The sequence below is a fragment of the Planctobacterium marinum genome, assembly GCF_020687805.1.
GTDB classification, from domain to species: domain Bacteria; phylum Pseudomonadota; class Gammaproteobacteria; order Enterobacterales; family Alteromonadaceae; genus Planctobacterium; species Planctobacterium marinum.
On sequence record NZ_JAJEWQ010000001.1, the window covers coordinates 535,666 to 562,385 of the forward strand.

The 26,720-nt window shown below is 44.9% G+C and carries 20 protein-coding genes and 1 pseudogene; 8 read left to right on the forward strand and 13 right to left on the reverse strand.

From position 1 onward, the window contains the following. Window positions 1-59: 59 nt before the first annotated feature. Window positions 60-899, reverse strand: a complete 840-nt coding sequence (locus LJ740_RS02500; protein ID WP_229527471.1) for a DUF6279 family lipoprotein — start codon at window positions 897-899, stop codon at window positions 60-62. A 241-nt stretch (window positions 900-1,140) separates the two neighbouring features. On the opposite strand from LJ740_RS02500, the pseudogene LJ740_RS02505 reads away from it, so the two are divergent. Further along, window positions 1,141-2,133: pseudogene (locus tag LJ740_RS02505) on the forward strand (ATP-dependent 6-phosphofructokinase). Window positions 2,134-2,198: 65 nt separating this feature from the next. On the opposite strand, the gene LJ740_RS02510 reads toward LJ740_RS02505, so the two are convergent. The 6 genes from LJ740_RS02510 to LJ740_RS02535 all read right to left on the reverse strand — a co-directional run bounded on the left by LJ740_RS02510 (window position 2,199) and on the right by LJ740_RS02535 (window position 10,314). Continuing rightward, on the reverse strand, window positions 2,199-3,269 hold the full coding sequence (locus LJ740_RS02510; RefSeq protein WP_229527472.1) for an efflux RND transporter periplasmic adaptor subunit: 1,071 nt from the start codon (window positions 3,267-3,269) through the stop codon (window positions 2,199-2,201). A gap of 18 nt (window positions 3,270-3,287) precedes the next feature. After that, window positions 3,288-6,410, reverse strand: coding sequence for an efflux RND transporter permease subunit (locus LJ740_RS02515; protein ID WP_229527473.1), 3,123 nt, complete (start codon window positions 6,408-6,410; stop codon window positions 3,288-3,290). Window positions 6,411-7,062: 652 nt separating this feature from the next. Further along, window positions 7,063-7,887, reverse strand: a complete 825-nt coding sequence (locus LJ740_RS02520) for a LytR/AlgR family response regulator transcription factor (protein WP_229527474.1) — start codon at window positions 7,885-7,887, stop codon at window positions 7,063-7,065. Continuing rightward, window positions 7,880-8,956, reverse strand: coding sequence for a sensor histidine kinase (locus tag LJ740_RS02525; protein ID WP_229527475.1), 1,077 nt, complete (start codon window positions 8,954-8,956; stop codon window positions 7,880-7,882). Before LJ740_RS02525 ends, LJ740_RS02520 begins: the two co-directional genes overlap by 8 nt. 113 nt (window positions 8,957-9,069) lie before the next feature. Beyond that, on the reverse strand, window positions 9,070-9,549 hold the full coding sequence (locus LJ740_RS02530; RefSeq protein WP_229527476.1) for an Mpo1 family 2-hydroxy fatty acid dioxygenase: 480 nt from the start codon (window positions 9,547-9,549) through the stop codon (window positions 9,070-9,072). Between the two features lie 69 nt (window positions 9,550-9,618). Next, window positions 9,619-10,314 (reverse strand): flagellar brake domain-containing protein, encoded by a 696-nt coding sequence (locus tag LJ740_RS02535; protein ID WP_229527477.1) that lies wholly within the window; start codon window positions 10,312-10,314, stop codon window positions 9,619-9,621. Window positions 10,315-10,513: 199 nt separating this feature from the next. Here LJ740_RS02535 and LJ740_RS02540 point away from each other — a divergent pair, with 199 nt between their 5' ends. Continuing rightward, window positions 10,514-12,310: a M61 family metallopeptidase gene (locus LJ740_RS02540; protein ID WP_229527478.1), complete on the forward strand. Its 1,797-nt coding sequence runs from the start codon at window positions 10,514-10,516 to the stop codon at window positions 12,308-12,310. 2 nt (window positions 12,311-12,312) lie between these two features. On the opposite strand, the gene LJ740_RS02545 is transcribed toward LJ740_RS02540, so the two are convergent. From LJ740_RS02545 to yejK, 3 genes are all read right to left on the reverse strand, one after another. After that, window positions 12,313-13,119: a M23 family metallopeptidase gene (locus LJ740_RS02545; protein ID WP_229527479.1), complete on the reverse strand. Its 807-nt coding sequence runs from the start codon at window positions 13,117-13,119 to the stop codon at window positions 12,313-12,315. Beyond that, complete coding sequence (locus LJ740_RS02550; protein WP_229527480.1) at window positions 13,112-13,987, reverse strand: 6-carboxytetrahydropterin synthase; 876 nt, start codon at window positions 13,985-13,987, stop codon at window positions 13,112-13,114. The genes LJ740_RS02545 and LJ740_RS02550 overlap by 8 nt, the downstream gene beginning before the upstream one ends. 288 nt (window positions 13,988-14,275) lie before the next feature. Beyond that, on the reverse strand, window positions 14,276-15,292 hold the full coding sequence (gene yejK, locus LJ740_RS02555) for a nucleoid-associated protein YejK (RefSeq protein WP_229527481.1): 1,017 nt from the start codon (window positions 15,290-15,292) through the stop codon (window positions 14,276-14,278). A gap of 225 nt (window positions 15,293-15,517) precedes the next feature. Here yejK and LJ740_RS02560 point away from each other — a divergent pair, with 225 nt between their 5' ends. The 6 genes from LJ740_RS02560 to LJ740_RS02585 all read left to right on the forward strand — a co-directional run bounded on the left by LJ740_RS02560 (window position 15,518) and on the right by LJ740_RS02585 (window position 23,077). Beyond that, window positions 15,518-15,733, forward strand: a complete 216-nt coding sequence (locus LJ740_RS02560) for a YejL family protein (protein ID WP_229527482.1) — start codon at window positions 15,518-15,520, stop codon at window positions 15,731-15,733. A 32-nt stretch (window positions 15,734-15,765) separates the two neighbouring features. After that, on the forward strand, window positions 15,766-17,319 hold the full coding sequence (locus LJ740_RS02565) for a DUF3413 domain-containing protein (RefSeq protein ID WP_229527483.1): 1,554 nt from the start codon (window positions 15,766-15,768) through the stop codon (window positions 17,317-17,319). Window positions 17,320-17,494: 175 nt separating this feature from the next. Next, window positions 17,495-18,325: an ABC transporter substrate binding protein gene (locus LJ740_RS02570; RefSeq protein WP_229528023.1), complete on the forward strand. Its 831-nt coding sequence runs from the start codon at window positions 17,495-17,497 to the stop codon at window positions 18,323-18,325. Between the two features lie 6 nt (window positions 18,326-18,331). Then, window positions 18,332-19,903: a sensor histidine kinase gene (locus tag LJ740_RS02575; protein ID WP_229527484.1), complete on the forward strand. Its 1,572-nt coding sequence runs from the start codon at window positions 18,332-18,334 to the stop codon at window positions 19,901-19,903. A 250-nt stretch (window positions 19,904-20,153) separates the two neighbouring features. Beyond that, on the forward strand, window positions 20,154-22,313 hold the full coding sequence (locus LJ740_RS02580) for a TonB-dependent receptor plug domain-containing protein (protein ID WP_229527485.1): 2,160 nt from the start codon (window positions 20,154-20,156) through the stop codon (window positions 22,311-22,313). Continuing rightward, on the forward strand, window positions 22,310-23,077 hold the full coding sequence (locus tag LJ740_RS02585) for an SDR family oxidoreductase (protein WP_229527486.1): 768 nt from the start codon (window positions 22,310-22,312) through the stop codon (window positions 23,075-23,077). Before LJ740_RS02580 ends, LJ740_RS02585 begins: the two co-directional genes overlap by 4 nt. A 1-nt stretch (window position 23,078) precedes the next feature. Here the strand turns inward: LJ740_RS02585 and LJ740_RS02590 are convergent, their stop codons facing one another. Genes LJ740_RS02590 through LJ740_RS02600 form a run of 3 tightly spaced genes read right to left on the reverse strand, consistent with a single transcriptional unit; the run spans window position 23,079 to window position 26,495 of the window. Further along, complete coding sequence (locus LJ740_RS02590; protein ID WP_229527487.1) at window positions 23,079-23,870, reverse strand: citrate/2-methylcitrate synthase; 792 nt, start codon at window positions 23,868-23,870, stop codon at window positions 23,079-23,081. Next, the gene (locus LJ740_RS02595) at window positions 23,867-24,703 is read right to left on the reverse strand and encodes a hypothetical protein (RefSeq protein WP_229527488.1); all 837 of its coding nucleotides are present in this window, start codon (window positions 24,701-24,703) and stop codon (window positions 23,867-23,869) included. The genes LJ740_RS02590 and LJ740_RS02595 overlap by 4 nt, the downstream gene beginning before the upstream one ends. 1 nt (window position 24,704) lies before the next feature. Beyond that, window positions 24,705-26,495, reverse strand: coding sequence for a thiamine pyrophosphate-binding protein (locus LJ740_RS02600; protein WP_229527489.1), 1,791 nt, complete (start codon window positions 26,493-26,495; stop codon window positions 24,705-24,707). Window positions 26,496-26,720 lie beyond the last annotated feature (225 nt).

Consider the following 26,720-nt stretch of genomic DNA (forward strand, 5'->3'; position numbering starts at 1 on the left):
GAGAGATAAAGAATCGGGACGCGAAGTGTACTCTTATCGCTCTTTCTGAACCAGTTGTTTTAGGTATCTTCTGTTAGCTCATTGAGGTCTTCGATATAACCATCAATTTTTCTGAATAGTCGTAGCTTTTGTTTTTCCGTCAGTATGGCATTAACGTCTGCAATCAGCTGCGCAAACACCTGGCGATTGTGTTGTGCATTTTGCTGGTAAATGGCGTGTTGAAACTGTTCCGGCGCATTTAGCAAAGCGCTAAATTCTTCGACAAACAGCGGGTTTTCAGCTCTGTTGACTAACAGCGCTTGCGCGTTTTTTTGTACTTCCCTTTTATACCTGATCCATTCAACGTGATTAGAAATCACCTTGCTGGCAGCGTCGCTTACAAGCATTTTCTGCGCCTCGGTTAATCGGCCAAAATAATCACTTAACCTGTCGATATATTGCTCTTCAAATAGTTGCTGTTGTTCCTGTTCATCCATTGCCAGGCGTTCTTGCTCATCGTCAACATTCTTCTCTTCTAACGCTGCAAATAAGGACGCTATCTGAGCATCACTGAGTTGCACCGCTAATGCCGCAATATCTGGTGTCAGTCTTTGCCTTAACCTCTGCCAATGCCCTCTGACCTGCTCGAAATGCTGTTGCACTTGCTGCGCAGTCATCGCTTCGCCTTGTAACTGCAATTTTATTGCTTGCAATTGCTCGGTGTAATGCCGGAGTTCGTTTTCCCGATGCCAACTGTGCCAGTTGGCAAACTGAGCATCGAAAAGCCCCTTCTGGCTTTTATTGAGATCAACGTAATCGTCCAGATACCAGTGAATAAGCCAGTCCAGATTATTGTAGGCAAATTGAGAGCTACAGGCAGTAAGTAGGAGTGATAGACATAGCGCTGTCAACTTTTTCATAGCGTTGAATCCCGTTGCTAAGGTTTTTTCAGTCTACACCTGAAAAGACGGATATTGAGAAAAAAACACGCTTTCTTACAAGAATCTTTTTCCCAAAAATTTCAGTACAAAGACTACATTATGGGTTGTTCATCGCCTTTTATAAGCTGAAATCTTCGTTCGGGATTAATTTGGGTTGTCATTTTCCTATATATCGCCATATAGTTTTGATACTAAACACAAAGATTGTTTGTTAATGCCTATGAAAAGAATTGCTGTTCTGACCTCCGGTGGCGATGCACCTGGTATGAATGCCTGTATCCGAGCCATCGTGCTCACCGCAGAACATTTCGATATACAGGTAGTCGGATTTCGACATGGATATTACGGTTTACTGGATAGTGAACACGTAGAGCTAACGCCTGAAATGGTATCTAACATTATCCAAAATGGTGGTACCTTGCTGCACAGCGCAAGGTGTCCGGAGTTTAAAACTGAACAATCGGCGCTCAAAGCCGCTAACAACCTGGAAGCACTCGGTATCGATGCCTTGTTGGTAATTGGTGGTGATGGTTCTTTTCACGGTGCCCATCACCTGCAACAACACTGGGCTAAACCAGTAATAGGCTTACCTGGCACTATTGATAACGATATTTATGGTACGGATGCCACCATAGGTTATTTTACTGCAATAGAAACGGCACTGGATGCCATAGACAAAATCCGGGATACCGCAGACGCATTTGAGCGGGTATTCTTGATCGAGGTTATGGGCCGCCATGCCGGATTCATTGGCTTAAGTGCATCCATCAGCTCTGGGGCTGACCAGGTATTGCTGCCGGAAATCAACAATGATAACGAAGCAGCCTTCAAAAACCTGGTGGCGCGAATCGAAACCACCCGAAAGAAAAAAGGCCAATGCAGCTACATCGTTGTTGTTGCTGAAAACCTCTGACCAGGTGGTGTTACGGCACTGGCGAGTAAAATCAATGATGAATTAGATATCGAAAGTCGCCCTGTTGTGCTGGGCCACATTCAGCGCGGCGGCTCCCCTTCCCCACAAGATCGTATCCTGGCAACCAAATTGGGCGCCTATGCGGTTGAGTGTGCAATTGCTGGTAAGTCAGGCATCATGGTGGGCGAGCAAAATCAGCAACTGGTGGAAGTGCCGTTGCCAGACACCTGGAACAACCAAAAGCCCTTAGATCCGTACCTGGTGAAGATTCAGACCGAATTTTTTGACATTCTGGAATAAAAAAGCCGCTCTGCTGAGCGGCAAACAATGTTCTGAAGGGAACAAGAACAATGGATTAAATGACGTTAATTTCGGGCGATTTCCGTGGTTTCCTGATATCTGACGGTTTGCCCGGCACGCAGTCTCTCTGCGCCGCGCACTACAACATTGTCGTCATTGCGAATATCACCAAACACTTCCACTCTTTCTCCCATACCAACACCGGTTCTCACCGGCACCTGATGCGCTTTGTTTTCATCATCGATGATAAATACAAACGTTCCGGCCTGTCTTAGCACCAAAGCATCGCGTTTTACGGTAATCGCTTCGTGGGCATCACTGTGTGGTAGTGCAACTCTGACTGCGCTGCCAATGGGGAAATCACCGGGTTTTAAAGCTACGCGAATTTCCATCATGCGCGAACCAGAATTACCCACAGGCACAATAGTCCGGATAGTTTCGCTTTTTTCGCTGATCCGATTTTTAACTAATACTTCCTGACCGCGGGTAATAAAAGGAGAAGCTGATAACGGGGCGCGAATACTGGCTTCAATATTTTGCGTATCCACCACTCTTAACATATCAGCGCCTACCGAAGTGTATTCCCCGGGTGTTTGAATACGCTCTACGACCATAGCATCAAAAGGCGCCTTTACATTAGTCTGCGCCAGTCGGTACTCGGTTTGTCTTTTATTAATGCGTGATTGTTGAATTTCCTGGCGCGCCACTTCCAGTTCGGAAATGATTTCATCCAGTTCATCACGGGAAGAATTGTTGAGCTGCGCCATTTTACCCACCCGTTCCTGTTTGCGCTCCAGTAAGGCCACCCTAGATTCCCATTTGGCAATATCAGCAATGTTCTGTTCAAGTTGTAATTGCAGTAATTCATCATCCAGTCGGGCTAGTACCTGGCCTTTTTGCACCAGTTCTCCCACGTCTGCCATCCACTCAATTCTGCCGCCAACTTCAGAGGCAATATTAGAATCGGAACGACTCATCACCGTGCCGGGTACCCAAATTTGCTCAGACACCATTTCAGTTATTACGTCATCTACTTCTACCAGCGCCGGAGGCGGCCCCTGGTTTTCTTCCTGCGCTAAAGCCAATGATGACAACGTCATTAGTGCGGGAATTGCGATACGAATTAAAGTCTTCATTATGCCTGTCCTGTAAAATTAGTGTTTGTCGTTAAGTTTTTGATTCTTTGCATTGTGTAATACACCTCCGCCGGTCAGGTTTGGCACCTGCGAGGGTTTCCCCACAGACAGTTGCAGCAAGGTGGGTAATAAAATCAGGGTAAATATGGTGCTGACTGTCATACCACCAACAATTACCGCCGCCATACCGCGATAAATAACACTGCCGGCACCGGGTATAAGTAACAGAGGCAACATGCCAAAAATCGAGGTCAGAGTACTCATGAAAATCGGCCGAAGGCGCAGCGACAAAGCCTGCTCTACTGCGTCCCGACGGCACAATCCGTCTTCTTTTTCAGCCAGTCGTGTTTGATGGACTAACAAGATAGCGTTATTAACAACTAATCCCAGGGTAATGATAAAGCCAATCATGGTTAACAGATCCAAAGGCTGAAACGTCACCAGATTGAGTAACTGCATGGCAATCACGCCACCCACGGTCGCCAGAGGAATACTGAGTACAACCATCAGGCTGTCTTTAGGGGATTTGAACAAGCCCGCCATCAAGATAAACAACAGCGCCATTGCAAACAGGAAGTTTTGACTCATGGTGGAAACCACATTGTTCAGACTGCTGGCTGAGCCGCCGTAGGCAATTGTGCCATCTGTTGGCATCGCCGCCAGTATTTGTGGCTCCACCTGCGCTTTGACAATGTCCATTGCCTCTTCCAATGACATATTATCTGGCGGATTTAGTGACAAGGTTAAGGTACGGCGACGGTCTATGCGCTGAATTTGGCTGGGGCCGACAGTGCGTCTCACTTCGGCCAATTCACCCAATTGTACCATTTCACCAGAAGGCGTCATGATAGGCACCACAGCTAACTCTTCCGGTGTAGCCCATTGTTCTGAGCGAAAGATAATATTCATGCGCTTTATGCCATCAAAGTACTCGCCCACGTATAGGCCATCGCCCATCGTGCGCACTATGTTGGCCAGGCTTGGTCTGTCGTATCCCACTTCCATCATGCGAGAATCGTTGGGAATCAGGCTAATTTGAGGCTCTGTTTGCTCAAGCGCCGGATTCGCCTGTACATTAGCCCCTGGAAAGGTTTCTTCCAGTAAGTCCATACCGATCACGGCAGCGGCTGCCATACCATCGGTATCTGTTGATTGCAGTCGAATATCGATACTTCTGCCATTGCCGAAACCACCAAACAGATTGCCCTGCATAGCAAAGGCACGCGTGTCTGGTAAGTCCTTCAATATTTCTTCGCGCATCAGGGTTTCCAGCTCTTTAACTTTGCTTTGATCCTTGGCTCGTGCGCCAATAGTGCCGCCATTTGGCCAGGTGATGATGTAGTAATTTTTTAAGGCGGGCTGCTTTTCACCATCCATATAGGGCTGCAAGCGCTTTACCACCAAATCCATAACTTCTTTTTCTACAAACTCACTACTGGCACCTTGCGGAAAGTTAAAAAATGCATCGATGGCGTCGCGTTTTACCGGTGGCAGATAATCTAACTTAGGCAACAACATTACAGTGGCAGTGACAGGTAGTACCATCAATACTGCAACAATCGTTAATCGCTTTTTGTTGTTAGATGTGGCGCCCATCACGCTGCGGGTTATTTTGTTCCAAACTGGTTTTAGTCTGTCTTCCGGCATTTCTTTGTTTAACCATCGACTAGCGGCTACAGGTAAGATGGAAATTGCCACAACAAACGATATCACCACGGCAATGGCGATGGTCAGCGCTAAATCAGCAAACAACTGGCCAGCCACATCTTTCAGGAAAATGACCGGAATAAAAATCGCTACGGTGGTTGCCGTTGACGCCATCAGAGCACCAAACACTTGCTTTGTGGCCTTTTCAGCTGCTTCAGTACTATTGGCCATTTCTCGTTTATGCCGCACAATGTTTTCCAGAACGACGATGGCAGCATCCAACACCATACCAACAGCAAATGCCAGGCCTGCTAAAGATATAACGTTAAGAGAGCGACCGGTTATTTGCAGAACCACAAAGGTACTCAACAAACAAATGGGAATCGACAAAGCGACAATTAACGTGGCCCGGCGCTGACGCATAAACCACCACAGTATTGCCACCGCTAAGAAGACACCCATCACTAAATTACTGCTTACCAGATTTATCGCCCGATAGATAAACACCGATGCATCAAAAGATTGCACCATGGTAAGTTGTTGCGGGTTCAACATATTGGTGTTGATTTCGTTAACCTTATCTTTGACTTCCAGCAACGTGGCCAGCACATTGGCATTATTCTCCCGGTCAATGCGGATGGAAATAGCCGGGTTGCCATTTTGAATACTGACGTAATTCTCATCACCACCCTGGATGCGAATTTCAGCAATATCATTGAGCTTGATGGGACTGCCATTGCGCCATTCCAGAATCATTTCGCCCATTTGCTGGGGCTGATATTTGCCTTCAAAGCGCAATGTGTATTTGCGACGCCCGACTTCGACAAAGCCACCGGAAACATCATTTGCCGATCCTAACAACCGGGAAATGTTGGTAATATCAACGCCCAGCTCAGCAGCGCGATAAGGGTCAAACACGATCTGAAACTCTTCTTCGCTTCCCCGACCTGATTGCATTTGAGCGCGAGAGACTCCGGGAATGGCTTCCAGTTGTGGCCGGATACTTTCATCAAAATAGTTAATAAACTCTTTGATATCTTTATTGTTGCCGGGCAATTTTTGCAAAAAGAAATAAGTCAGAGCAGGCTGGCCACCGCCCCCACCACCTAACATGATGTTAGGTGACAATGCATCTCTGGGCAGTGGTGGAATGCGGTTCATTCGGCTGATGACTTCAATTAGCGTTTTTTGCATATCGGTTTCGAGGCCAAATTCCAGGTTTATCCAGGCATTCCCCTGATTGGCAAACGTCGACATGGTTCTCATACCGGGTAACCCTTGCAACACCTCTTCCTGGGGCTCCAGGATTTCTGATTCAATTTCCTGAGGTGCAGCCGCACGCCATGAGGTCTGAATACTGATTCTGGGACGTTCAATGTCCGGGAACAGTTGCACGGGAAGCTCCGATAAACTAAATAATCCCAGAAAGGTAATGATACCCACGACGATAGCCACGCCGGAGGCATTTTTTAATGCTGCTTTGGTAATATCCATTGTTGTCCCGGATTTGTTATTTTATTGTTGCAACTATAGGTCGAACAAAAAAAGAAAAAAGTTTAAATCCGTTAGCCGTCGATTTATCACGATAAACAGCAAATGCCGTGAAAGATGTTACAAAGCGTGTTTTTTGACACATTTGCAACACACTGCAGCTTAAGCCTTAAATACCATTAAAAACAGTAGCTTACTAAAGTTAACAGGTCATTCGGAACAGACGGCAGATGAACTCAATAGTGTTGTCGTAAAATTTTACGACCACCAAAGAAATCAGAATCTAATAAAAATTAGGTGAGAGATTGACCTGAGGAAGTTGCAGGAACCTGCAAATAGCTAATATTGTCCCGTAACGTTCTGCCACTAATGTCGATGATGGCAGCTTACCTATCCATTGAATAATAAGACCCGGGACGGTGGTTTTATTGAGAGCGTACAGCCCACATGCTGTATATGCACAGAGTTACATTAATGGTTTAGCCACATCGTGCAACAGAAGCCAGTTATCACATGATTGTGAGAATTTTACGCACACAGCTGTGGTCAACATTAACCGCCAGCTTCCTTTATGCGCACAGCCCTTTAACGTTCAGCGTTAACCGCGAATACCACTCTTTGCCCGAAGTATTGACTACGAGTGAGCAACTACCACTCAGGCATTGATCATTTCTTTGACTTTATCGCGGTGACTGCGACTCACTTTTAATTCGGTGCCATTGTGCAGCACTAAATGGTATTCACCGCTGATGTGGCTGATCAGTTTATTGACGTAATTGATGTTTACTATGGCACTGCGATGCACGCGAACGAAGCGACGCGGATCGAGATCGTCGATTAGCTCTTTCATGGTCCGCCGCATAATATGGGTTCCATCCTGAGCATGGACACACATATAGTCGCCTGCCGCGTCAATCCATTGAATTTCCTCTACGGACACTCGGGTAACTTCGGAGCCGTCCTTAATAGCCAGCACTGTCGGGTATGGGTTTGCCGAGATGGGTTCGCCTTCGGCTAACTTGCGCAGGATATCTTCGCAATCATCGCCGGTGAAATCAGCGATTAAACTTGCCAGTTTGTGTTTATGCACCCCTTCCTGTACCTGGCTAAGAGTCTCTTCAACCTTTTGCAGTGCCTCTTTTAAACGTTTGTCGTCAACAGGCTTTAACACGTAATCCAGGGCGTGAATATCAAACGCTTTGATTGCATAGCTATCAAAGGCAGTAACAAAGATGATTAGCGGTAAAGGCTGACCGGTATCCCTGAGTTTATTGATTACCTGAAATCCATTGAGCCCGGGCATCTGAATATCCAAAAACACCAGGTCTGGTTTTAATTGGGGGATCTCGTCAACGGCAATATTCCCGCTGGCACACTGCCCGATGACCTCAACATTATCAAATGCACCTAGTCGAATCGCTAACCCTTTCCTGGCCAGCGGTTCATCATCCACAATTACTGCTTTAATTTTTTTATCCATTGTCTACTAATTCGTAAGGTATTCTGATACTAACTTTAATTCCGGTAGGGTCGTTATGCGACACCACAAATGAATAATCTTGCCCATATAATGAGTGTAATCGTTCCTGAATATTGGTCAATCCCACGCCATTGGTGCGATGCAACTGACCATTCACGATATCGGCGCCGGGCCCGTTATCAGCCACTTCCAATAATAAATCCCGGCCAAACAATCGAGTGGCTATACAAATTTCGCCCCCCTGTTCCATTTTGGAGATGGCGTATTTGATGGCGTTTTCCACTAGCGGTTGTAATATCAGGCTGGGCACCAGGGCTTTACTGGTATCTTCATCAACCTTCCACTGCACGTCAAGCCGCTCATCAAAGCGTACCTTTTCAATATCAAGATACAAACTCAGTGCCTGAATTTCCTGTTCCAGAGGGACTTTTTTAATCGGATCTTTATCCAGAGAATAACGTAAGAAGTCGCTTAATCGGCTGACCATTTCTTCAGCCGTTTTGTTTTCCTTAACCAATATCAACGTAGAAATCGCATTCAAGGTATTAAACAAAAAATGCGGGTTGAGCTGATAACGCAACATTTTAATATGTGCCTGGTGGGCCATTGCGTTGGATTTCAGCGCATTTTGCTTCTCTTTTTGCAGCAACTGATAGTTTTTGATACCGAAATACAATCCCGTCCAGCACATCAGTATGAAGAAGGAGTTCAGGCTGCCATTCAAATAATAATACCAGTCCTCGGGACGATACCCATGCTTATAAATCTCCCAAAAGTGTACATTTTTCATCACCTGCCATAGCAAAGACACCACAAAGCAGGATACCAGCACAGACAATAACATTTGCCAGGGTTGCAGCTTGGCAACCTTTTGATAAACATAGCGCAGAGGAATACTAATCAGGCAACCAGCAATAGCGTTCAGGAAAATGACAAAGATCCAAACAGTTCGCATGTCATGTAAGAACGACCCGATATAATAAACCAGAGCAAAGCCAGCCCAGCCACCAACATGCAGTGTCCAGAACAAGCGCTCTCTGTCTTCAAATAGTTTATGCCAGTTAACCAAATGACAATTCCAATGATGATTTGAGGGAAATTATACGACATCCCAATGCAATGCGTTTGCTGCTTGTCCTGCAACAAACGCTATTGGTCGCATAATTTGAAAGAAAGGCGAATTTAATACGAAATATTAAGTCTTTTCAACCAGTGTACCCACCACCATGCAGGCCCCACCAGTAAAAATTGTAGATCTTTGAAAAATGACGGTTTTTTACCTTCAATATGATGCCCGACAAACTGCAATATCCACATTACAACAAACAGTACCAGACTAAATTGCAGTACATTGATGCCCTGTTGATACATGGCCTCTATACTCAAAAAAACCGCCATGGTCATCAGTGTCATTGCGGCCCCGATAGGCCCGGACAAGCGAAAGTAGTAATAGAGTGTGGGTATCGCCAGAATATGTGCAAAAGTAATATCCATTGCAGCTAAAAATTCTGGCACTGGCACTAACCACACCAGCGCTATAGTAACCCAAAATATCGCCGGAACGGCAATACCATGGATCAAGATATTGGTTCGATTTTGATGACTTTCTCCGTACTCACTGAGTAAGGCATCTATCTGTCGGTGATGAATTTGCTGAATCATGATTTGTTAATTTTTTGTTATAATCCAGCGTCAGCATAAATTATGTCTGGTTTTTGAGCAACTGCTGTTTTATTGGCTGACCATTAACCGCTCCAGTAATGCTTCGGTGTAATGATTCTTTTCCTCGAAGCGCAAACCGTAATAAAAATACAGTTCATCCATACGCACATTCATTACTTCCGAACGAAACTTGAAATCCTCCTGATTACCGGGCGCACTAATAGTCAGCATGATTTGCTTATCTTCAATCTTTTCCCGGCCTTTGCGGGTAACACCAACCCGGCAACCGCTGCCAGAAATATCCAGAATCATGCCTTCACCAAGACGACTTTTATGTTCATCAGATATTTTCGATTGCACAGCATTGAGCTCACAGGGTACCCGAATTTGGGTTCTTTTTTCTGCCCGTAACCCCTGCACCTGCACCGCTTCCGGAAAGTTTACCCAGACAGCATGGATAGGCGACATGGTAATCGCCTTAACTTTGGCTTTAAAGGCCACAATTTCTCCACTGTCTTCCAGCACCAGGCGCACGATGACCTGCCCGTCAACATATAATCCATCGCGCAATGGACCGTATTTTTTTTCATCCGGGAATTTGAAAATCAACGTTTTTCGGCCATCCGCCCCGATAAACTCGGAGCGAACGCGTTTGACTGTGTTGGGAAAGCTAAGCTGAAAATCCACCGGTAAGCCGGGTTTTAGTGAGCGCAGTTTATTCACATCCGCGCTGGAAAGTTTTTGTCTGGAAGCCAAAATCGCCATAGGCGTAACATTACTCTTTTTGTTTATCGGGTTGTCGGCTTGCTTATCGGCAGCTTGCCGTTTCGCCTAAGCACAAACTATGCGATATTTACCCGGGTGTCTCAATATCAAATTGGACCCTGCGGGTTATTATCGTTATATTTTAGCTGCCCTCAGTGCATCTTTCCCCCAAAAAGTGACGTCAAATTTTCAGGAAATTATGAAAGCAAGCAATTCAAAATTACATTATCAACTTAGTATAGACGCTATTTCTAAACACACGTTTAATGTGGAGATCCACATTGACTCAGCAGACTTTGACGAACTAAACCTGACTCTCCCCTGTTGGATCCCAGGCAGTTACATGGTGCGGGATTTTGCCAAAAACCTGCTCACCATCAGCGCCTGCAACGAGCAAAACCAGGCACTGCCTGTGACACAGTTGGACAAGCAAAGCTGGCAGGTAAGCCAATGCCAGGCAAAAACCATCATTCGCTACCAGGTTTATGCCTTTGATCTTTCTATACGGGCAGCATTTTTAGACACAGAATATGGCTTTGCCAACGGTACCAGTGTGTTTCTGAAAGTACAGGAACTGCATGAACAGGCGAGTACGGTGGCGATCCTGGCTGACAACCTGTTACCTAACTGGCGCACTTTTACCGCCATGACACAGCTGGACGTAAACGACACAGGTATCGGGCTATATCGTGTCAGTGATTATGCCGACTTAATAGAACACCCAATATTATTTGCTGACGCAGATGTGCTGGAGTTTGAAGTAGAAGGCATCAATTTTAAGATGGTATTAGCCGGAGGGCACAATGCCGATCTGCCACGCATAAAATCAGATCTGGAAAAAATATGTCAGCACCATCTCAATTTATTCAGTAGCGATATTGACATTAAACACTACCTGTTTATGACATTGCTTTCTGAATCAGATTTTGGCGGTTTAGAGCATACCCACTCCACGGCATTATTATTTAGCCGCAATGAACTACCGACAGTAGCTGAGCAACATACCATGACCGATGGTTATCGTTCATTTCTGGGCCTCTGTAGCCACGAACTGTTTCACACCTGGCATGTTAAACGAATCAAGCCCAAAGTGTACCTGACACCGGATCTTTCCAAAGAGTGTTATTCAGAGCAGTTATGGATATATGAAGGCTTTACTTCTTACTACGACGATTTCAGCCTGTTGCGGTCACAGATTATTAACCAGGAAAGCTACCTGGAGTTATTAGGGCAAACCTTAACGCGTTTGTATCGCACAGAAGGTCGAAAAGTTCAAACCGTGACACAATCCAGCTTTGAAGCCTGGACTAAATTCTACAAACAGGATGAAAATGCCGTTAATGGCATCGTTTCTTATTACATCAAAGGCGCGGTAATTGCCCTGTGTCTGGACTTGCTCATCAAACGAGAAAGTCAACATAAACAGAGTCTGGATGATGTTATGCAGGCCCTGTGGCAGGACTTCGGCAAACCGTTATCCGGAACAGACAACCAGGTAATACATGAATTACTGCGCGACAAACTGCATCTGGACCTGAGCGAGTTTTTAGATAAAGCGCTTTACAGTACCGATGAGTTACCATGGCAGGAGCTGCTGGCCAGCTTTGGCATAACGTCACATTTTCGCGCCCGCAATAACCTAAAGGATATCGGTGGTAAAAAAGGCGCGTATGATAGCAACGCCGTTGATCTTGGCATGCATTACAGCAGTGATTCTTCCGGTATTACGGTGCAACAGGTAAGTAACGGACGCGCAGCGCAACATGCGGGCCTGCAAAAAGGTGATCGCATTGTGGCACTGAATCAGTGGGATTTAAAAGGTAAAACTCTTGAAACTGAACTGGCCAAATATCCACTGGGGTCAAGTGTTGAACTTACCTTGTTCAGACGTGGCCGACTATTGCAGGTGTCGCTACAGATTCAGGCTGCCGAGAAAGATACAATTTACCTCACCATCGACGATCCGGTTATGGCGCGCCTTTGGTTAGGAGAATAACCTTAGGGCGCCATAGTGGGTACGAGAAGTTGCGGATCAACGCGCTTTTCGTACCAGTTCATTCGCCAATCTAAATGGGGGCCAGTCACTCTTCCGGTATCACCAATCTCAGCGATAAGTTGCCCCTGTTTAACACGTTGTCCCACCTCGACATGACCCTTGTGTAAGTGCAGAAACGTAGAAGAAACACCATAACCATGATCAATAATTAAGGTGCCTCCCGAATAATACATATCCGGAACAAACAAGGTAACTAAACCATCTGCCGGGGCATATACCGGCTGCCCTATCGGTCCGGCCACATCTACTCCGTAGTGGGGCCGTTTTGGCTCACCATTTAATACTCTGCGACTACCATAAACACCGGAGATTGGGCCTTTAGCGGGCCAGATAAAGTCTTGTGCAAAGGCGGTATCTGCTTCAATACGGTCCCGCGCCTTACGCACCATTTGGGCATCTTGTCGGATACGCGTTAGGGTTGATTCAGGAGGCGTCACCATTTTAGGTGGTAAACCATCAATGTGCTGCTCCTGATAGAGGCGTTTATCAATTACCAGTGCCTGCTTTTGTTCAGTACCGTCAGGTAAGCGCCAGGTTAATTGCCAGTTTAATTTGTCATCCCGGGAAAATCCCAGAGCAAACTCCCCTGTCGCGGCCAGGGTAATTTCCCGGTCGTCTAACCAAAGCTGACTACCTGCGGGAAGTTTACCGCGTAACAAACTGCCTTGCTGTTTTTCACCGCGTAACTCCAACGCCTGAACCTGACTTAAAAATAAGCACATTAAGAAAGCAGTCAGGCCCTTACGCATATGCGATTGCTCCTTTGCCAACGCCTTCAAAAGCCACAACTTCAACTGAGGTATCCGGAGTCAGAGCGGCCTGCTCGTTGGCCAGATATTGCGCCAGACACTCTACCGTGGAATCAGTGTCCACAATCTCTGACTCAGCTTTAGGAATGATCAGTTCAAACTCGCCTTGCGATGATTCATAGGCAAAACAGTAATAATCGCCCTGCGGAGCAATTTTTTGCAACGACTCAGACAATTGGCTCGCGGCTACAATATCTTCAGTTGTGCCGATATAAATATCGCTCCACCGGTTAGCCCAGTATCTCTGCCATTTTTCATCGAACTGACCATCCAGTTTCACCAATATTTTGGAGCGGTGACCATGAGCAATGCGTTGACAATTGCCATCGTGCTTTTTTAGCCCGTGGGTGTAGTGATAAAAGGCACCATCAATAACCTCAGTTCGCAGTGATAACGTAATATCGTCAACGTTTTCAGGTAAGTGGGTGGCTATGATTTCTTTTAAATACTGACTCACTGACTCCATCGTCACTTCTTCAGCATATATAAAGGCATACGCTTCAGGTGGGCAGCTTAATGCGATTTCTTTTTCCGGTCGAACGAAGTTTACAATGACATTATCATTGCGGTGGTCATTGCCTAACTTCACAAAAGCATGTTCTGCGGGTACCAACAGTTTGTGATCGACATATTCGTCAATCAGATATTTTAGTTCTTTTTTCACCTTTCCGAAGTCAAGTACCATGCTTTCTTCGTTTAATGCGCCATTGAGCACAACATCGACGATCCAACTCTCTCCCACCATGCCTCTTTTCGGGCACAAATAGGAAAAGTCCATAACAGTCAGATCGTTTACAAATAAATGCATTCTTGTTTCATTACCTTATGACAATTGCAATTTCAGCGTTTAGTTTAACACCTTTTAAAAGCAGAGCCTCAAACCAACTTAAAATTGTTTTAAAAACTATGAATTATACCCATTCCATCAAATACTTGCTCAACTCAATGGGAACTGAAATCCATTTTCAACGTGGCGCTGCGCCACGTTCTCTTTGTTGTGTGAGGTTCGATGAACAACAGTATTATTTACGTTCCGCGCCTTGACCTCATGGCGCTAAATCCAGTGCTGAGTGATTCGTACTTTACCGGGCTGGTATCAGTCCTTCCACTTGTTCAGTTGGTCTTTCAGGTTAGGTGGAATACCTTTGATGACCAACGTATCGGATTCTGGCTGATAAACCACCCTTTCTCCCAACAGTTTTCGCTCAAAACTCAAACTGACGCCACCGCCAGCCCCGGTGAACTTGCTCAGTGTTTTGATTGAGGTTTTATCACCCTGAAAGGCACTTTCTAAATTTTCTTCTGATTGTTGGGAAAAAGCGTGAAAATCCTGGGTTTGATCCGCCATTGCCAGAGTTTTGGCCACATCTTCCACCACAATATCTTCACCCGATTCAATTTGGGATTTGTAATAAGTGGCCAATTCTTCGCGCTTTTGTTGTTTTTCTTCCGGCGCAAACTGTTCGACGTCCATGAACTGCTCGACTTTTTCCAGCAACAATTTGTTTTGCTGCTTGATATCCACTTCTTCTGCACAACCCAGGAACATCAAAAAGAAGTCTGAAATTTTTCGCCCGGCCCGGCCTTTTATAAAACTCACATAACGGTTTAATTCCGGCGTAGTTTGATACTGAGATAAATCAATTCTGGCTGCCAGTTGCATTTTGGCTAAATCAAGGTGGTTTGATACGGTTAAATTGAGTTGCGGATTAATTTCTACGTGCTCTTTGGTGTCCAACAGGGCCACCATTAAATAATCGGTGGCCAGATACTGATATTGAGTAACCACAATAAAGCCACTCTCCGGCGTGCCGGTTTCTATCATCGCACTAACCAGTTTGTCGCAGATCTGCACTGAAAACGGTAAAAATCCCATGTCTCCGGCGATCAAACCTGCCAGCAAGTCTTTAAAACTCTGAGCTTCCTCGTCGTCTGGCTGTACAAATCCGCCAATACCTTTAACCGGTTTATTGTTATAACTTTGGCTGAGTTGTTGCACGAACAACTCAATATCAGCGCCGACGTCAAACAGATCGTCTCTGGCCCTGACACTGAGCTTTTCGCCATCATTGATGAGTTGATGAACGACAAAGTGATTTATTATTGCTGACATGAAAATCCCGGGAAATGCATCGATTAAACAATTGTATCTATGTCGGTGGACGCAGAATAACAAAGCATGTTGCTGTCACCTGACATAAAATGTGCGTTAAGTTGTGTGCCTGTGGTTAACACAGACCGACCTGGTTTTGCTGATAACCGACATTCTGTTAATCAGAGTTCAGGTTACAACAAAAATGCGTTACCATTTTACACAAGCTATATTCCGGATGTATACATGCCACAACAATCAAAATACTCAAACGAACAATTTGAGGCGCTTTTTAGCGACATTTTAATCGCTCTTGAAAAACATAACCCATCACCCGATCTGGCTATGATGGTACTGGGCAATAGCCTGACACACGTTCTGCAAACCCAGGTTTCACAGGAGATAAGGGGCGATATGGCAGAAAAGTTTTGCCAGGTGTTGTTAAGTAGCGTAAAAAAGTAACAGCAGAATAACGATAACGAAATTACAAGTTCATGATCCTTACGGAAACGCCAAAACGGCAATTAGTCAGTAAGCTGGTAACCTGGGGCCACTGGTTTACCTTATGCAACATTATTGTTGCCATCTGTATCGCCGGTATTTACCTGTTTAGCAGCGCCCTTCCCGAAACCGCTTTAGGTTTGTTTTACCTCATCGCCAATTGGTTTAGTCATATCGGCTTTTTGACCTTTTTTGGGTTTGTGATTTTCATGTTGCCCCTTTGTTACCTGCTCCCCAATAGTCGATTTTTAAGAGCCTGGGGATCAACTGTCGCGGCATTTGGTCTGGCATTTTTGGCCTTTGATGCCCTGCTGTATACCCGCCACGGTTTGCACTTTAGCCCATATTCTGCAGAGTTTATTCGCCAGCAGACTGATACCGTGCTGGCCGGATTGAAGTTTCATCAAATCATATTTTTATTAGTGTCATTTTTTGCCTGGTTGTTGTTTCAGCTTTTAGTGGCTAACTCCTTGTGGCAACGCATCGAACGCCTGCAAAAGCTGAAAATCGGCTTACCAATTAGTTTTGGTTTTGTGACCCTGTTTATGTTTAGTCATATTGTCCACGTTTGGGCTGATGCGAACCTTTATCAACCGGTTGTTAAACAAGATAACATGTTCCCGTTATCCTACCCGGCAACCGCTAAAACCCTGCTGTCTAAATATGGTTTGTTAGACATTGAGCAATACCGCACTAAAAAAACACTGCAGTTTAACAATCAGTTTGAACGTATTAGTTATCCCAAAAGCTCGCTGTTTTGCGCCACGAATCCCGATAAAAAGGCAGTACTCATTCTGGTGGATGACGCCCTCGAAACACACATTGAGCGCTCCTCGCCCGCATTTGGCAAGATGTTGCCACAGCACTTTGATCTCTCAACCTCTAAAATTGCCGGTATAAAAACAGCGCTTTATGGATTACCCGAAGTGTTCCACGCGAACCTCTCGAATAAGTCCCCCATTTTACTGCAGTTAATTACAGCGTCTGGCCAGCAGGTATTTTCTTACAGTGCTGATGACACTGTTGCAGCCTTTTTTACGCAACACAATACTGTCCCAGTACAAACTCAATCAGAGTCAGGTGAGATACCAGCTGCTGTTAACAATGGGCTGTATATACTGCATGTCAATGCCTCGCAGGCTGAGCAATGGATACAGGAAAATAATGGTTCAACGCCCTTTCTGATGACTTATTTAAACCCGGACACTCGTGTCCCTGCTTATACCAATTTGCCGGTTACTATCAGCAACGAGTTAACTTCGCATCAGGATATTGCGGCCACCCTGATCAATTATATGGGTTGTGCCATTCAGGATAATTTGCATTCCACCGGTGAAAATTTGCTGAGCGGAGCCCGGAACTGGATCGTGAGTAATCAGCAAAATAAAATTATTATTTTGCACAATCAATTAAGGACAGAAGTAGACCCTTCCGGAAATTACCAACTGTATAACCTGGACGGCTCCCCGCAGAACAATGTTGAACTGAATATTCCATTGTTAGGACAAGCGATTAAGTTGTTGAGTAGTTTTAGTCAGGCGAAATAAAATTTCTTACTTTTCAGTGAAATAAATTTCGTTACAATACAAGGATTGGTTGCTAGTATCAAAGCTGATCAGGTGAAGGAAATTCAGTACCGTGGTCTTAGGCCGTAGATTTATTTATTCATTATTTTTGTGTTGGGCAACCTCAACCCCGTTAGCGGCGAGAGAGTCGTTGGCAGTGGTTTATCCTGAAGTGCCCTCCCCGGCAAACTTAGTGTTTGAAGAAATCATTGCCGGCATTCAATCTGCTCATCCCAATAAATTAATGATAAAAGCGATTCAAAACTCAGAATCGCCTGACGAATCACTGGCATGGGTAAATGAAAACCAGCCTGAAATGCTCATAGCGTTGGGTAAACGCGGCTACCGAATAGCCAAATATATTTACAAAGACCGTCCTGTTGCGATCGGAGCTTTACCTATCAGGCCCAATGGCATTTCCGGTATCTCATTACTGGCCGATCCCGGCATTATTTTCGATTCATTAAAAAACCTCGCACCAGATATAAAAACCATCAATGTGGTTTATTCTCCCGGCAGTCGCTGGTTAATTGCAATCGCCGCAGAACAGGCTCAGGCAAAGGGTTTAACCTTTAATCACGTTGAAGTGAAAAATATTAAAGATGCCATTAGCACCTATGATAAATTGCTCGAGAACATTAACCCCCGCACTGATGCTGTCTGGTTACCGGTTGATAAGATCACTGCACACGAACAAGTTATACTGCCCAATTTGTTAGAAAAATCCTGGGAACAGAACCTGGTATTATTCTCCAGCAAGCCTGCCCATGCCAAAAGAGGGGCGCTGTTCTCTGTGTTCCCGGACAACGAGGCATTGGGACAACAGTTGGTCAAAATGGTCACGGATATCTTAGTATCAAAAAATGATGCAGGAGTCATACCACTACAAAATATGAAACTGGCCGTTAATTTGAGAACGGCCGCGCATCTGGGTTTTGATTACAAATCCCAGCAAAAACAACAATTTCACCTCACCTTCCCACAGTAGCGCTTTATGAACGACGTGCAAGAACACAGCAAACTCAGAGCCGCAGTGGGCAGAACCAAAGACTCACTCAGCATCAGACGGCAATTATTAGCCTATATCGTTGCCGGTGTTTTTATATTGTTGGTGCTATTTAGCATAACCATTAGCTGGTTAGCCGGTAAAGAAACCAGTGAACTGACAGTTAACAATGCGCAACAGGTTGCCAGGGCGCTGGCGCAACAATCGGTACTGGCACTGTTAACCGAGTCAGAAGAAAACGCCGATACCGCATTGGATCAGGTGATGTCGTTTCCCGATGTTGCCGGAGCCGGCCTGGTGACACTCGAAGGTGAAATATTTGGATGGCGCGGCGATGCCAGGGGTGAAAACTACTTCCGAAAGTTCAACTGGCAGGAAACCCGCAACTACCTCATCCTGGAAGAAGACGATGACAATTGGTTTGTTGCGTCTGCGGTTATTCTCACTGATAACGAAGGTGATAGCGAAACTGAGCTGTTCGAATCCACTGAAGAAAAGCTGGGCTACGCCATTTTATCCTTTAGTAAAGAAACCCTTACCCAGATTAACCGCGATATTATTTTAACTATTGCGATTACGGGTGGTATCGCCGTAATTGGTCTGATTCTGATAGTCGGCGGCGCTATCCAACGTCAGCTCACCCCGTTGCAGGCGTTATCAGAAGTCATGTCACATAACCATGAGACCGGAGAACACCGCTTAGCCAAAGTACATGGCGCAAAAGAGATTGAGCAAATGGCCAATTCATTTAACGCGATGATGCTAACGCTGGACGAGCAGGACGAGCGGTTGAGGAATCAACGCGACCAGTTAGAAGCCGAAGTAAAAATACGCACAGCCGAACTAACCGTGGCCCGAGATGCGGCATTAACCAGCAGTCGTCATAAATCTGAATTCTTAGCCAATATGACCCACGAACTGCGGACGCCAATTCAGTCGATAATCGGTTACGTTGATCTGGCCAAAGAAGAAGCGGAAAATGAAGGACAGTTCGACATGGCGTCGGATCTGGATAAGGTCACACGCAATGCCGACCGATTATTAGGCATGATCAACTGCCTGTTAGATTTATCAAAAATTGAAGCCGGCCGCATGGAGTTAAACCTCTCCAGCACCTACCTGAAAGATTTACTGCAAAATTTAGCGGAAGCCACTGCGCCACTGTTCCCTCGCAATAACAATAAGTATTTACTCGATAACCACGCCGGTAATCCAATCCTACGTATTGACAGTGAAAAAGTCCTGCAAGTGCTGATAAACCTGGTGTCTAACGCTTGTAAGTTCACTGAAAACGGTACGGTCACATTGCGTGTTGAAAGCCATTCTGGTCACTTGATTTTTAACGTCATTGATACCGGCATGGGAATACCGGCGAATCAACTTGCCAGGATATTTGATCAATTTCAACAGGTCGAAAGCGGTGATACCCGACGTTATGGCGGCACGGGGTTAGGTTTGGCGATATCCAAACAGTTTTGTGAGCTCATGGCCGCAAAGATAAAAGTGGAAAGTATTGAGGGGCAAGGTAGTTGCTTTACCGTTAAGCTTCCTATCAGCTAATTACAGTATTTCCACTACATTAGCTGCCCTTACCTAAAGTAGTTCATTCAGTTATCACACAAGCATCAATGTAATTTAATACACATTTGACTAATCCCTGTGCAAGTTTTGCAAATTAATCATAACTTCATAAAAGTTTTACACTGCAATGACTTGTTAAAACCCAAATAGCTAATACAATCAAAGATATAATAAATAGAGCAAGCTCTGATAATAAAACCACATCTGCACTAATACGCGGACACAAACTATGAAAAGAACACTACTCACGACCTGTGTGTTATTGGCCATTTACGGCCAGTCATCAGCAATTTTTGCGGCCTCCCCCATGCTGCAGGAAAGTGACATCAACGACGATTATCTGGAAGATGATTTTGGTGATGATCAGTTTGGTGACTTTTATGGTAGTGAAGAATTTATCAGCATTGCGACAGGCACCCAGCAAGCTATTGAAAAAGCACCTGCAGTAGCATCAGTGATTACTGCAGAACAAATTCGACAAAGCGGCGCCAGAAATCTTATTGATGCTCTCAAAATGGTACCAGGTCTTAATATTAGTCGCAGTAGTCAGGCTATGGGGCCAAAATTTAATTTTAGAGGAATAACCTCAACCTACTCTCCACAAACTCTGCTGATGCTGAATGGGGTCCCCACTAAAAGCGTAGTACGTGGTGATAACCATATTGTATGGGGCGAATACCCCATCAATAGTATTTCAAGAATAGAAATCATACGCGGCCCAGGTTCTGCACTTTATGGAGCCGATGCATTTGCAGGTGTTATAAACATAATTACTTTTTCGCCAGAAGAACTCCAACAAGCTGAAGCTGGCGCAGGGTTTGGTAGTGATAAAACCCATAATGCTTGGTTTAAAACTGGTTTTTCGAAAGGTGACTTAAAAACAGGTATGTCAGTTGAGTTTTTAGAATCAGACGGTTCTGACGAGACTATTGACTATGACGCACAATCACCACTAGATGAACTAGCAAGAGACCTGTTTGACCTCGAACCTGTATCAAACGCCCCGGGTGGTACAAATTTAGGATTTAGAGCGCTGGATGCATACTTAAATGCCGAATATAACGATTTTGATCTTGGTATTAGTTACCAGGATAGAGCAAAAGTTGGTACCGGTCAGGGCATATCCGAAGCTCTCGACCCCAACGGAAAATTTGGTAGTTATAAATTGATGATAGACTTTAGATATGAAACCCTTAGGCTTGCCAATGAATGGAAGTTTTCGGGCCATTTCAATTACTATCGTTCAACTCAAGAAATAGAGAGAAATTTAAATTTGCTTCCGCCAGGAACCTTATTCGGCGCCTTTCCGAACGGAATCATTGGTAATCCTGAGTGGAAAGAAGATACAACAACATTTGAGATTCGAGCAGACTTCTCAGGTTGGGCGGATCACCACTTAGTTCTTGGAACTGGATATGTGGTTCAGGATCTCTTTGAGGTTAGAGAAAGTAAAAACTTCTTTCCTGATCTTTCCCCAAACCCGAACGGTTTAGTAGATGTGTCTGACACTGATGAAATATTTATACCTGAATTTGACAGAAATAATAAATTCTTACTTGTTCAAGATATCTGGCAATTAGCACCGGACTGGGAACTTACAGCAGGGATCAGGTACGACGATTACTCAGATTTTGGTTCTGCAGTAAACCCACGACTATCGCTGGTTTGGTCGAGCAGTCTCAAATCTACAACGAAATTTCTTTATGGGCGCGCATTTAGAGCACCAAGTTTTGCTGAAATCTTAACAGTTAATAACCCTGTAGCTCTTGGCAACCCTGAAATAGATCCAGAATCTATAGATTCTCTAGAACTAGCTTATAGTTACCGCCACAATGATAAACACACATCAAGTATTAATGCTTTTTATTACAAAATAGATGATTTTATTACTTTTGTACCTGACCAGGGAGCCCCAACATCAACGGCTCAAAATGTAGGTGAAATTAGTGGTTATGGATTGGAGGCCGAAACTGGTCTCAGTTTAAATGATTACGTTTCAATGAAAGTAAATTATTCATTTGTCCGGTCTACAGATGACCTTGTAGAAGATGACGTTGGTGAGTACCCTAATCATCAGGTAAAAGCTGAACTTTTATGGCAAATTACTGACTCTTGGTCTCTGCATTCCACTGCTGCATTTATAGGTAAGCGTAAACGCTCCCCCCTTGACCAACGAGAGTCATTAAGTGGATATTCAGATGTTGGATTCAATCTTCATTACACTGGTAATGAAGGTTGGAATGTTTCTTTTAGCGTAGATAATCTACTCGATGAAATAATTTTAGAACCAAGTACCGGACCGAGTACAGAAGGTGGAGCAGTTAACATTCCAGGGGACCTCCCCTTATCAGGTCTAACAGCCATGATAAAGGTTTCAAAACAATTATGATTGATTTTAACGACAAAGTGGTTCTGGTAACAGGCGCGACATCAGGTATAGGAAAAACTACCGCAAAAATGTTTGCAAGCAATGGAGCTAAAGTTGTTTTATCTGGCCGTAGAACCGCAGAAGGATTAGAAGTCGTAAGCGAGATTGAAAAGGAAGGTGGAATTGCACGGTTTATTCAATGTGATGTAAGTAACGAGAGTCAAGTAGAGAATTTGCTCTCTGGAGTAGTACAGTACTTTGGTAAGCTGGATGTTGCTTTTAATAACGCTGGAATTGGAGGCACTATCGCACCACTTCATGAGTTGTCTGAAAATGACTGGCAATCTACACAAGATATTAACTTAAAAGGTGTTTGGCTTTGTCTTAAACACCAAATAAGGCTTTTCTTATCTCAACCGCCGAAGGACTACACAATTGTCAATATGGCATCTTTATGGGGAACTGGGGCAAGTGACTTTGGAGCGTCAGCTTATACTGCCAGCAAACACGGTGTTATTGGCCTGACAAAATCCGCCGCATTAGAATATGCCAAAAACGGTATTCGAGTGAATGCTATTTGCCCCGCTTGGGTTCCTACTGATGCAAATGCAGCAGTACTATCCAATGATGAAATGAGAAGTCACATTGCTGCGATGCACCCAATGGGCAGATTAGGGACACAAAAAGAAATTGCTGAATGTGTTTTATGGTTGGCCAGTGAATCCAGTAGTTTTTTAACTGGTCAGGAAATTCTAGCCGATGGTGGAATTTCCGCCAAACGCTAAATTACCATGGCCGCTGGCTTTCTCCTGTGTACTCTACTCTGTCGCATCGGACTGGTAAAAAGGCACCTTCTACATCCTGTTTTGCTTCGATATAACAGGGTGGCATGCCGGCCACAAAGCACAATGTCATGTACATATGAAATGACTCCGCATCAAAACCAAGATCGGCCCCTAAAGCAGCATAGAGCGCGGCAACATTCATATTGATGTGTTTCTTTGCCTTTAACAGAATAGCCACTTTGATGGCCAGGTTAAAATGCTCCAGAGAATTGATGGAGTTTTCTTTAACAAACTTGATTAGATGAGGAACCCGTTCATCGGTACTGGCAAGCGGCCTGCCATAACCGAAAATAACCTTGTGTTGCTTCAGCTCTGCGTCAACAAAATCAGCCAACTCACCACCATCACTGACGTAGCTATTTGCCCTTTTGAAAAAATCAATAGCCACTTTAAAGGGTTTTCCGCCGAATATTGCCGCTTCACAACTTGCAATGCCTGCCGCTAACGCCAAAGGAGGTGTAGTTCTGGCAGTCCCCGCCAATGCGGTAATGTGATTTGGCCAGATTGATTTGTCCGGGTAACTGGTACTGACCCAGATAAAATTAAGCAGTTTGACCTCCGATTCAGAAAATTGTCTGCCGGTAATGCCATAAGCAAACAGCTCGAGCCAGGACAAGTTTTTTAAATCATGATGCAGGTCTTTGCCACGGTACACAACACGCTGACTCAAATAGCTGCGCCCCATTTCAGTGACAATTTTGTTTTCATGCGAAAACAGGTCGGCAATGCTCATGGTAAGATCTCCGACACATCGGGTAAAGGTCCAACTTCGCCGGGATCATTACGCAACTCTATTTGCTGTCCAAAAAATGGAAATTGTTTCCAGCCCTGTTGTTTTGCTTCCAGCGAATGAACAGCGGCGCCCGGTAATCGCAACATTAAACTACAAAGTTCGGCTTTATCAGGTGAAAAGCCCAAATGGTAAAAACAGGCTGCAACAACAAAATTCATGCCTAGCGCCATTCCAAGCGTATTTTCAAAATTTTCAAGGTTTTGTTTCAGCCAGGAAATGGCTGGATATTTATTCCAGAGTCCTCGCAACGCTAAAAAATCGTGGGTATTTTGGGAGGCTTGCTGAGCATGAGGCAGAAAACCCGGTGGATGCTCAAACTTCTCCCATATATCTTCCCTGCTTCGCTCTGTATTTGGCGCATTTAAAGCGATGATCCATTTATCGTAATCTAAATCAAATCGAACAAACCAACTTACCAGTTGCTGTAACTCATGACTTCCCTGGTAATTGCCGGAGGCCACCGCTAAAAATGACATCAAATTTGCGGCGGCTGGTGCTCCACCCACGCCACTGTTCATGGCAGCTCTTATTGCCAAATCACGTGGCCCTGAATTTGCTATCGCAACAGCCATACAGTCAAACAGGTACAGCTGATCAGGTTCCGGCTTATGTCCCAAAAACAAGGTCAGAATATATTCTGAAAAACTTGCCTGCCCCAACATTTCGCCATAAACATCATAACCATGGCAATAGCTTTTTTGGGCCAAAAACTCATTATCAGGCGACGCCTCATCACGCCATATTGCTGTTTTGAATTTTGGGACGTTGTCCACACTAACCTCCGGGTGTGGCGGAACCACCGTTTACTGCAATCCCTTTAACTCTGTCACCCATTGGAGGCACTTCGTTTTTATCCACCCGAACGTCTATCAACGTGGGACCGTCTTTGCTGAATAAGCGTGGGTAATCAATACTTTCCAGTTCTTCGACGGTATTGATAACAATACCCTCTACCCCAACCGATTCGGCCATCATGGCAAAGTTGACTTCACCCAGTTCAAAACCTACTTGTTCAGCACCGCCTAAACGTTGACCATGCATAACCATGCCAAGTACAGAATCATTCAGTACCAAAAACACGATGGGTAGTTTCATTTGTTTGGCAACAGTGATCTCTTGTGCACTCATCAGGTAGCTACCGTCACCAGTAATACACACATGCGGCTTCAATGGGCCATCCACCCGGTTACCACCGGCGGATCCTACAACAGCGCCAATTGCCCACGCCATGGCACCAAGCCCCATGGCGATGTGCAACTTGCCATCGTGTTCTTTGCGTTGATAATACTGAATCGACCATGACCAGGCATTGCCGGCATCCACAAAGACACGAGTCTCTGCAGGCAGTTCACGGCTTAAGTGGGTAAATAAACGCTGAGGTTTGATCGGATTGTCATCACTTAAACACTTATCTTCATCAAACAACGATGTAGCACAACCGTTAATATTCAGGCGGTCCGGCTGTGGTAAGCCTTCCCATTCTTTATTCCAGTAACGCTGTGCCCGATTCAACTTTTCATTTACGATGCGGAAAATTGTCGGGAGATGACCACAAACGTGCAGTCTGGCCATGTGTGAACGGGTAAAATGTTCAATACGGGAATCCACATGGATCAGTTTTTCATTCATCAGTTCACTGGCCCAACCACGGGTTCCCAGTTCACCTAATGCGGCACCGATTGCAATAACTAAATCAAGTTTGTTGTGATCCTGCAGGAGTTCTTTAGCACTTTCATGGCCAGCAAAACCAAAAACGCCCCGATATAAAGGGTGCGATTCGTCAACCCAGCGCTTACCCATGGGTCCAGTTACGAATGGTGCATTAATCATCTCTGCAAAGCGCATAATCTCTGATGATGCATCTTTACAGCCATCACCAATAAATAACGCCACTTTATTCACGCTTTTTAGTTCGATAACCATCTGATCCATCGCACCCTGATCGGTCAAGGTATAGCGGGTTCTCAGGGTTTTCTTTTCGACATTTGCTTGTTTGAGCGCGACGGTTCTGAGCACATCTGAGGGAATACTGATATGCACCGGACCGGCAGGTTCGTTACGCGCAGTCATTAAAGCAGATACCAGTTTGGTTTCTAACTGCTCGTGATGACTCACCAGGGTACTGTATTTAGTACAATGGTTAAACATACTTACCGTATCAATGGCGGCACAGGAAGAATCTTGTAAGGCTCTTTTACCAAACTTAGGTAAAGGGGTTTGGGCGGTAATCACCAGCATTGGTGTATTATCTGCGTAAGCTCCTGAAACACCGGTGATCAGATTAGTGGCACCAGGGCCTGTTGTCGCACAACAAACACCAATACGTCCGGTTTCTCGCGCATAACCGTCAGCCATAAATGCCGCGCCGGATTCATGCCGGGAGACAACGGGAGCTACTCCGCCATGCCTGGCACTGACAGCCAAAGCATTGAATAAAGGTTCAATCGCCCCACCGGGCACACCATATACAAAATCAATATTCAGTTGATTGAGATAATCAACGATCATGTCTGCATACGTAAATACATCCATGTCTAAACCAGATTCCGTTTTTGAATCAGCCATAGACATAACACCACCATTTCCTGTCACTTGTTAAAGAAGCGTGTCGCCATCAATTCTTTACCTGACAGTTGTTTAGCAACAACTGCGAGGTCCATTATCAGCACCGATGAAAGAGTCATTTTTAGTCAATTAAACAAACTCATTGTTTCGGGCTATACATCGGTATCATTTTTCATCCGTTAGAAAACCGAGGCGCGTAATCTACACAAAATTTGAGCAATTTTA

Coding starts and splice junctions, on each gene's coding strand:
- LJ740_RS02500 (WP_229527471.1), bottom strand. CDS start 899: ATGAAAAAGTTGACAGCGCTATGTCTATCACTCCTACTTACTGCCTGT.
- LJ740_RS02520 (WP_229527474.1), bottom strand. CDS start 7,887: ATGGATAAAAAAATTAAAGCAGTAATTGTGGATGATGAACCGCTGGCC.
- LJ740_RS02535 (WP_229527477.1), bottom strand. CDS start 10,314: ATGGCGATTTTGGCTTCCAGACAAAAACTTTCCAGCGCGGATGTGAAT.
- LJ740_RS02530 (WP_229527476.1), bottom strand. CDS start 9,549: ATGATTCAGCAAATTCATCACCGACAGATAGATGCCTTACTCAGTGAG.
- LJ740_RS02580 (WP_229527485.1), top strand. CDS start 20,154: ATGAAAAGAACACTACTCACGACCTGTGTGTTATTGGCCATTTACGGC.
- LJ740_RS02590 (WP_229527487.1), bottom strand. CDS start 23,870: ATGAGCATTGCCGACCTGTTTTCGCATGAAAACAAAATTGTCACTGAA.
- LJ740_RS02545 (WP_229527479.1), bottom strand. CDS start 13,119: ATGCGTAAGGGCCTGACTGCTTTCTTAATGTGCTTATTTTTAAGTCAG.
- LJ740_RS02585 (WP_229527486.1), top strand. CDS start 22,310: ATGATTGATTTTAACGACAAAGTGGTTCTGGTAACAGGCGCGACATCA.
- LJ740_RS02510 (WP_229527472.1), bottom strand. CDS start 3,269: ATGAAGACTTTAATTCGTATCGCAATTCCCGCACTAATGACGTTGTCA.
- yejK (WP_229527481.1), bottom strand. CDS start 15,292: ATGTCAGCAATAATAAATCACTTTGTCGTTCATCAACTCATCAATGAT.
- LJ740_RS02575 (WP_229527484.1), top strand. CDS start 18,332: ATGAACGACGTGCAAGAACACAGCAAACTCAGAGCCGCAGTGGGCAGA.
- LJ740_RS02540 (WP_229527478.1), top strand. CDS start 10,514: ATGAAAGCAAGCAATTCAAAATTACATTATCAACTTAGTATAGACGCT.
- LJ740_RS02515 (WP_229527473.1), bottom strand. CDS start 6,410: ATGGATATTACCAAAGCAGCATTAAAAAATGCCTCCGGCGTGGCTATC.
- LJ740_RS02550 (WP_229527480.1), bottom strand. CDS start 13,987: ATGCATTTATTTGTAAACGATCTGACTGTTATGGACTTTTCCTATTTG.
- LJ740_RS02565 (WP_229527483.1), top strand. CDS start 15,766: ATGATCCTTACGGAAACGCCAAAACGGCAATTAGTCAGTAAGCTGGTA.
- LJ740_RS02600 (WP_229527489.1), bottom strand. CDS start 26,495: ATGGCTGATTCAAAAACGGAATCTGGTTTAGACATGGATGTATTTACG.
- LJ740_RS02560 (WP_229527482.1), top strand. CDS start 15,518: ATGCCACAACAATCAAAATACTCAAACGAACAATTTGAGGCGCTTTTT.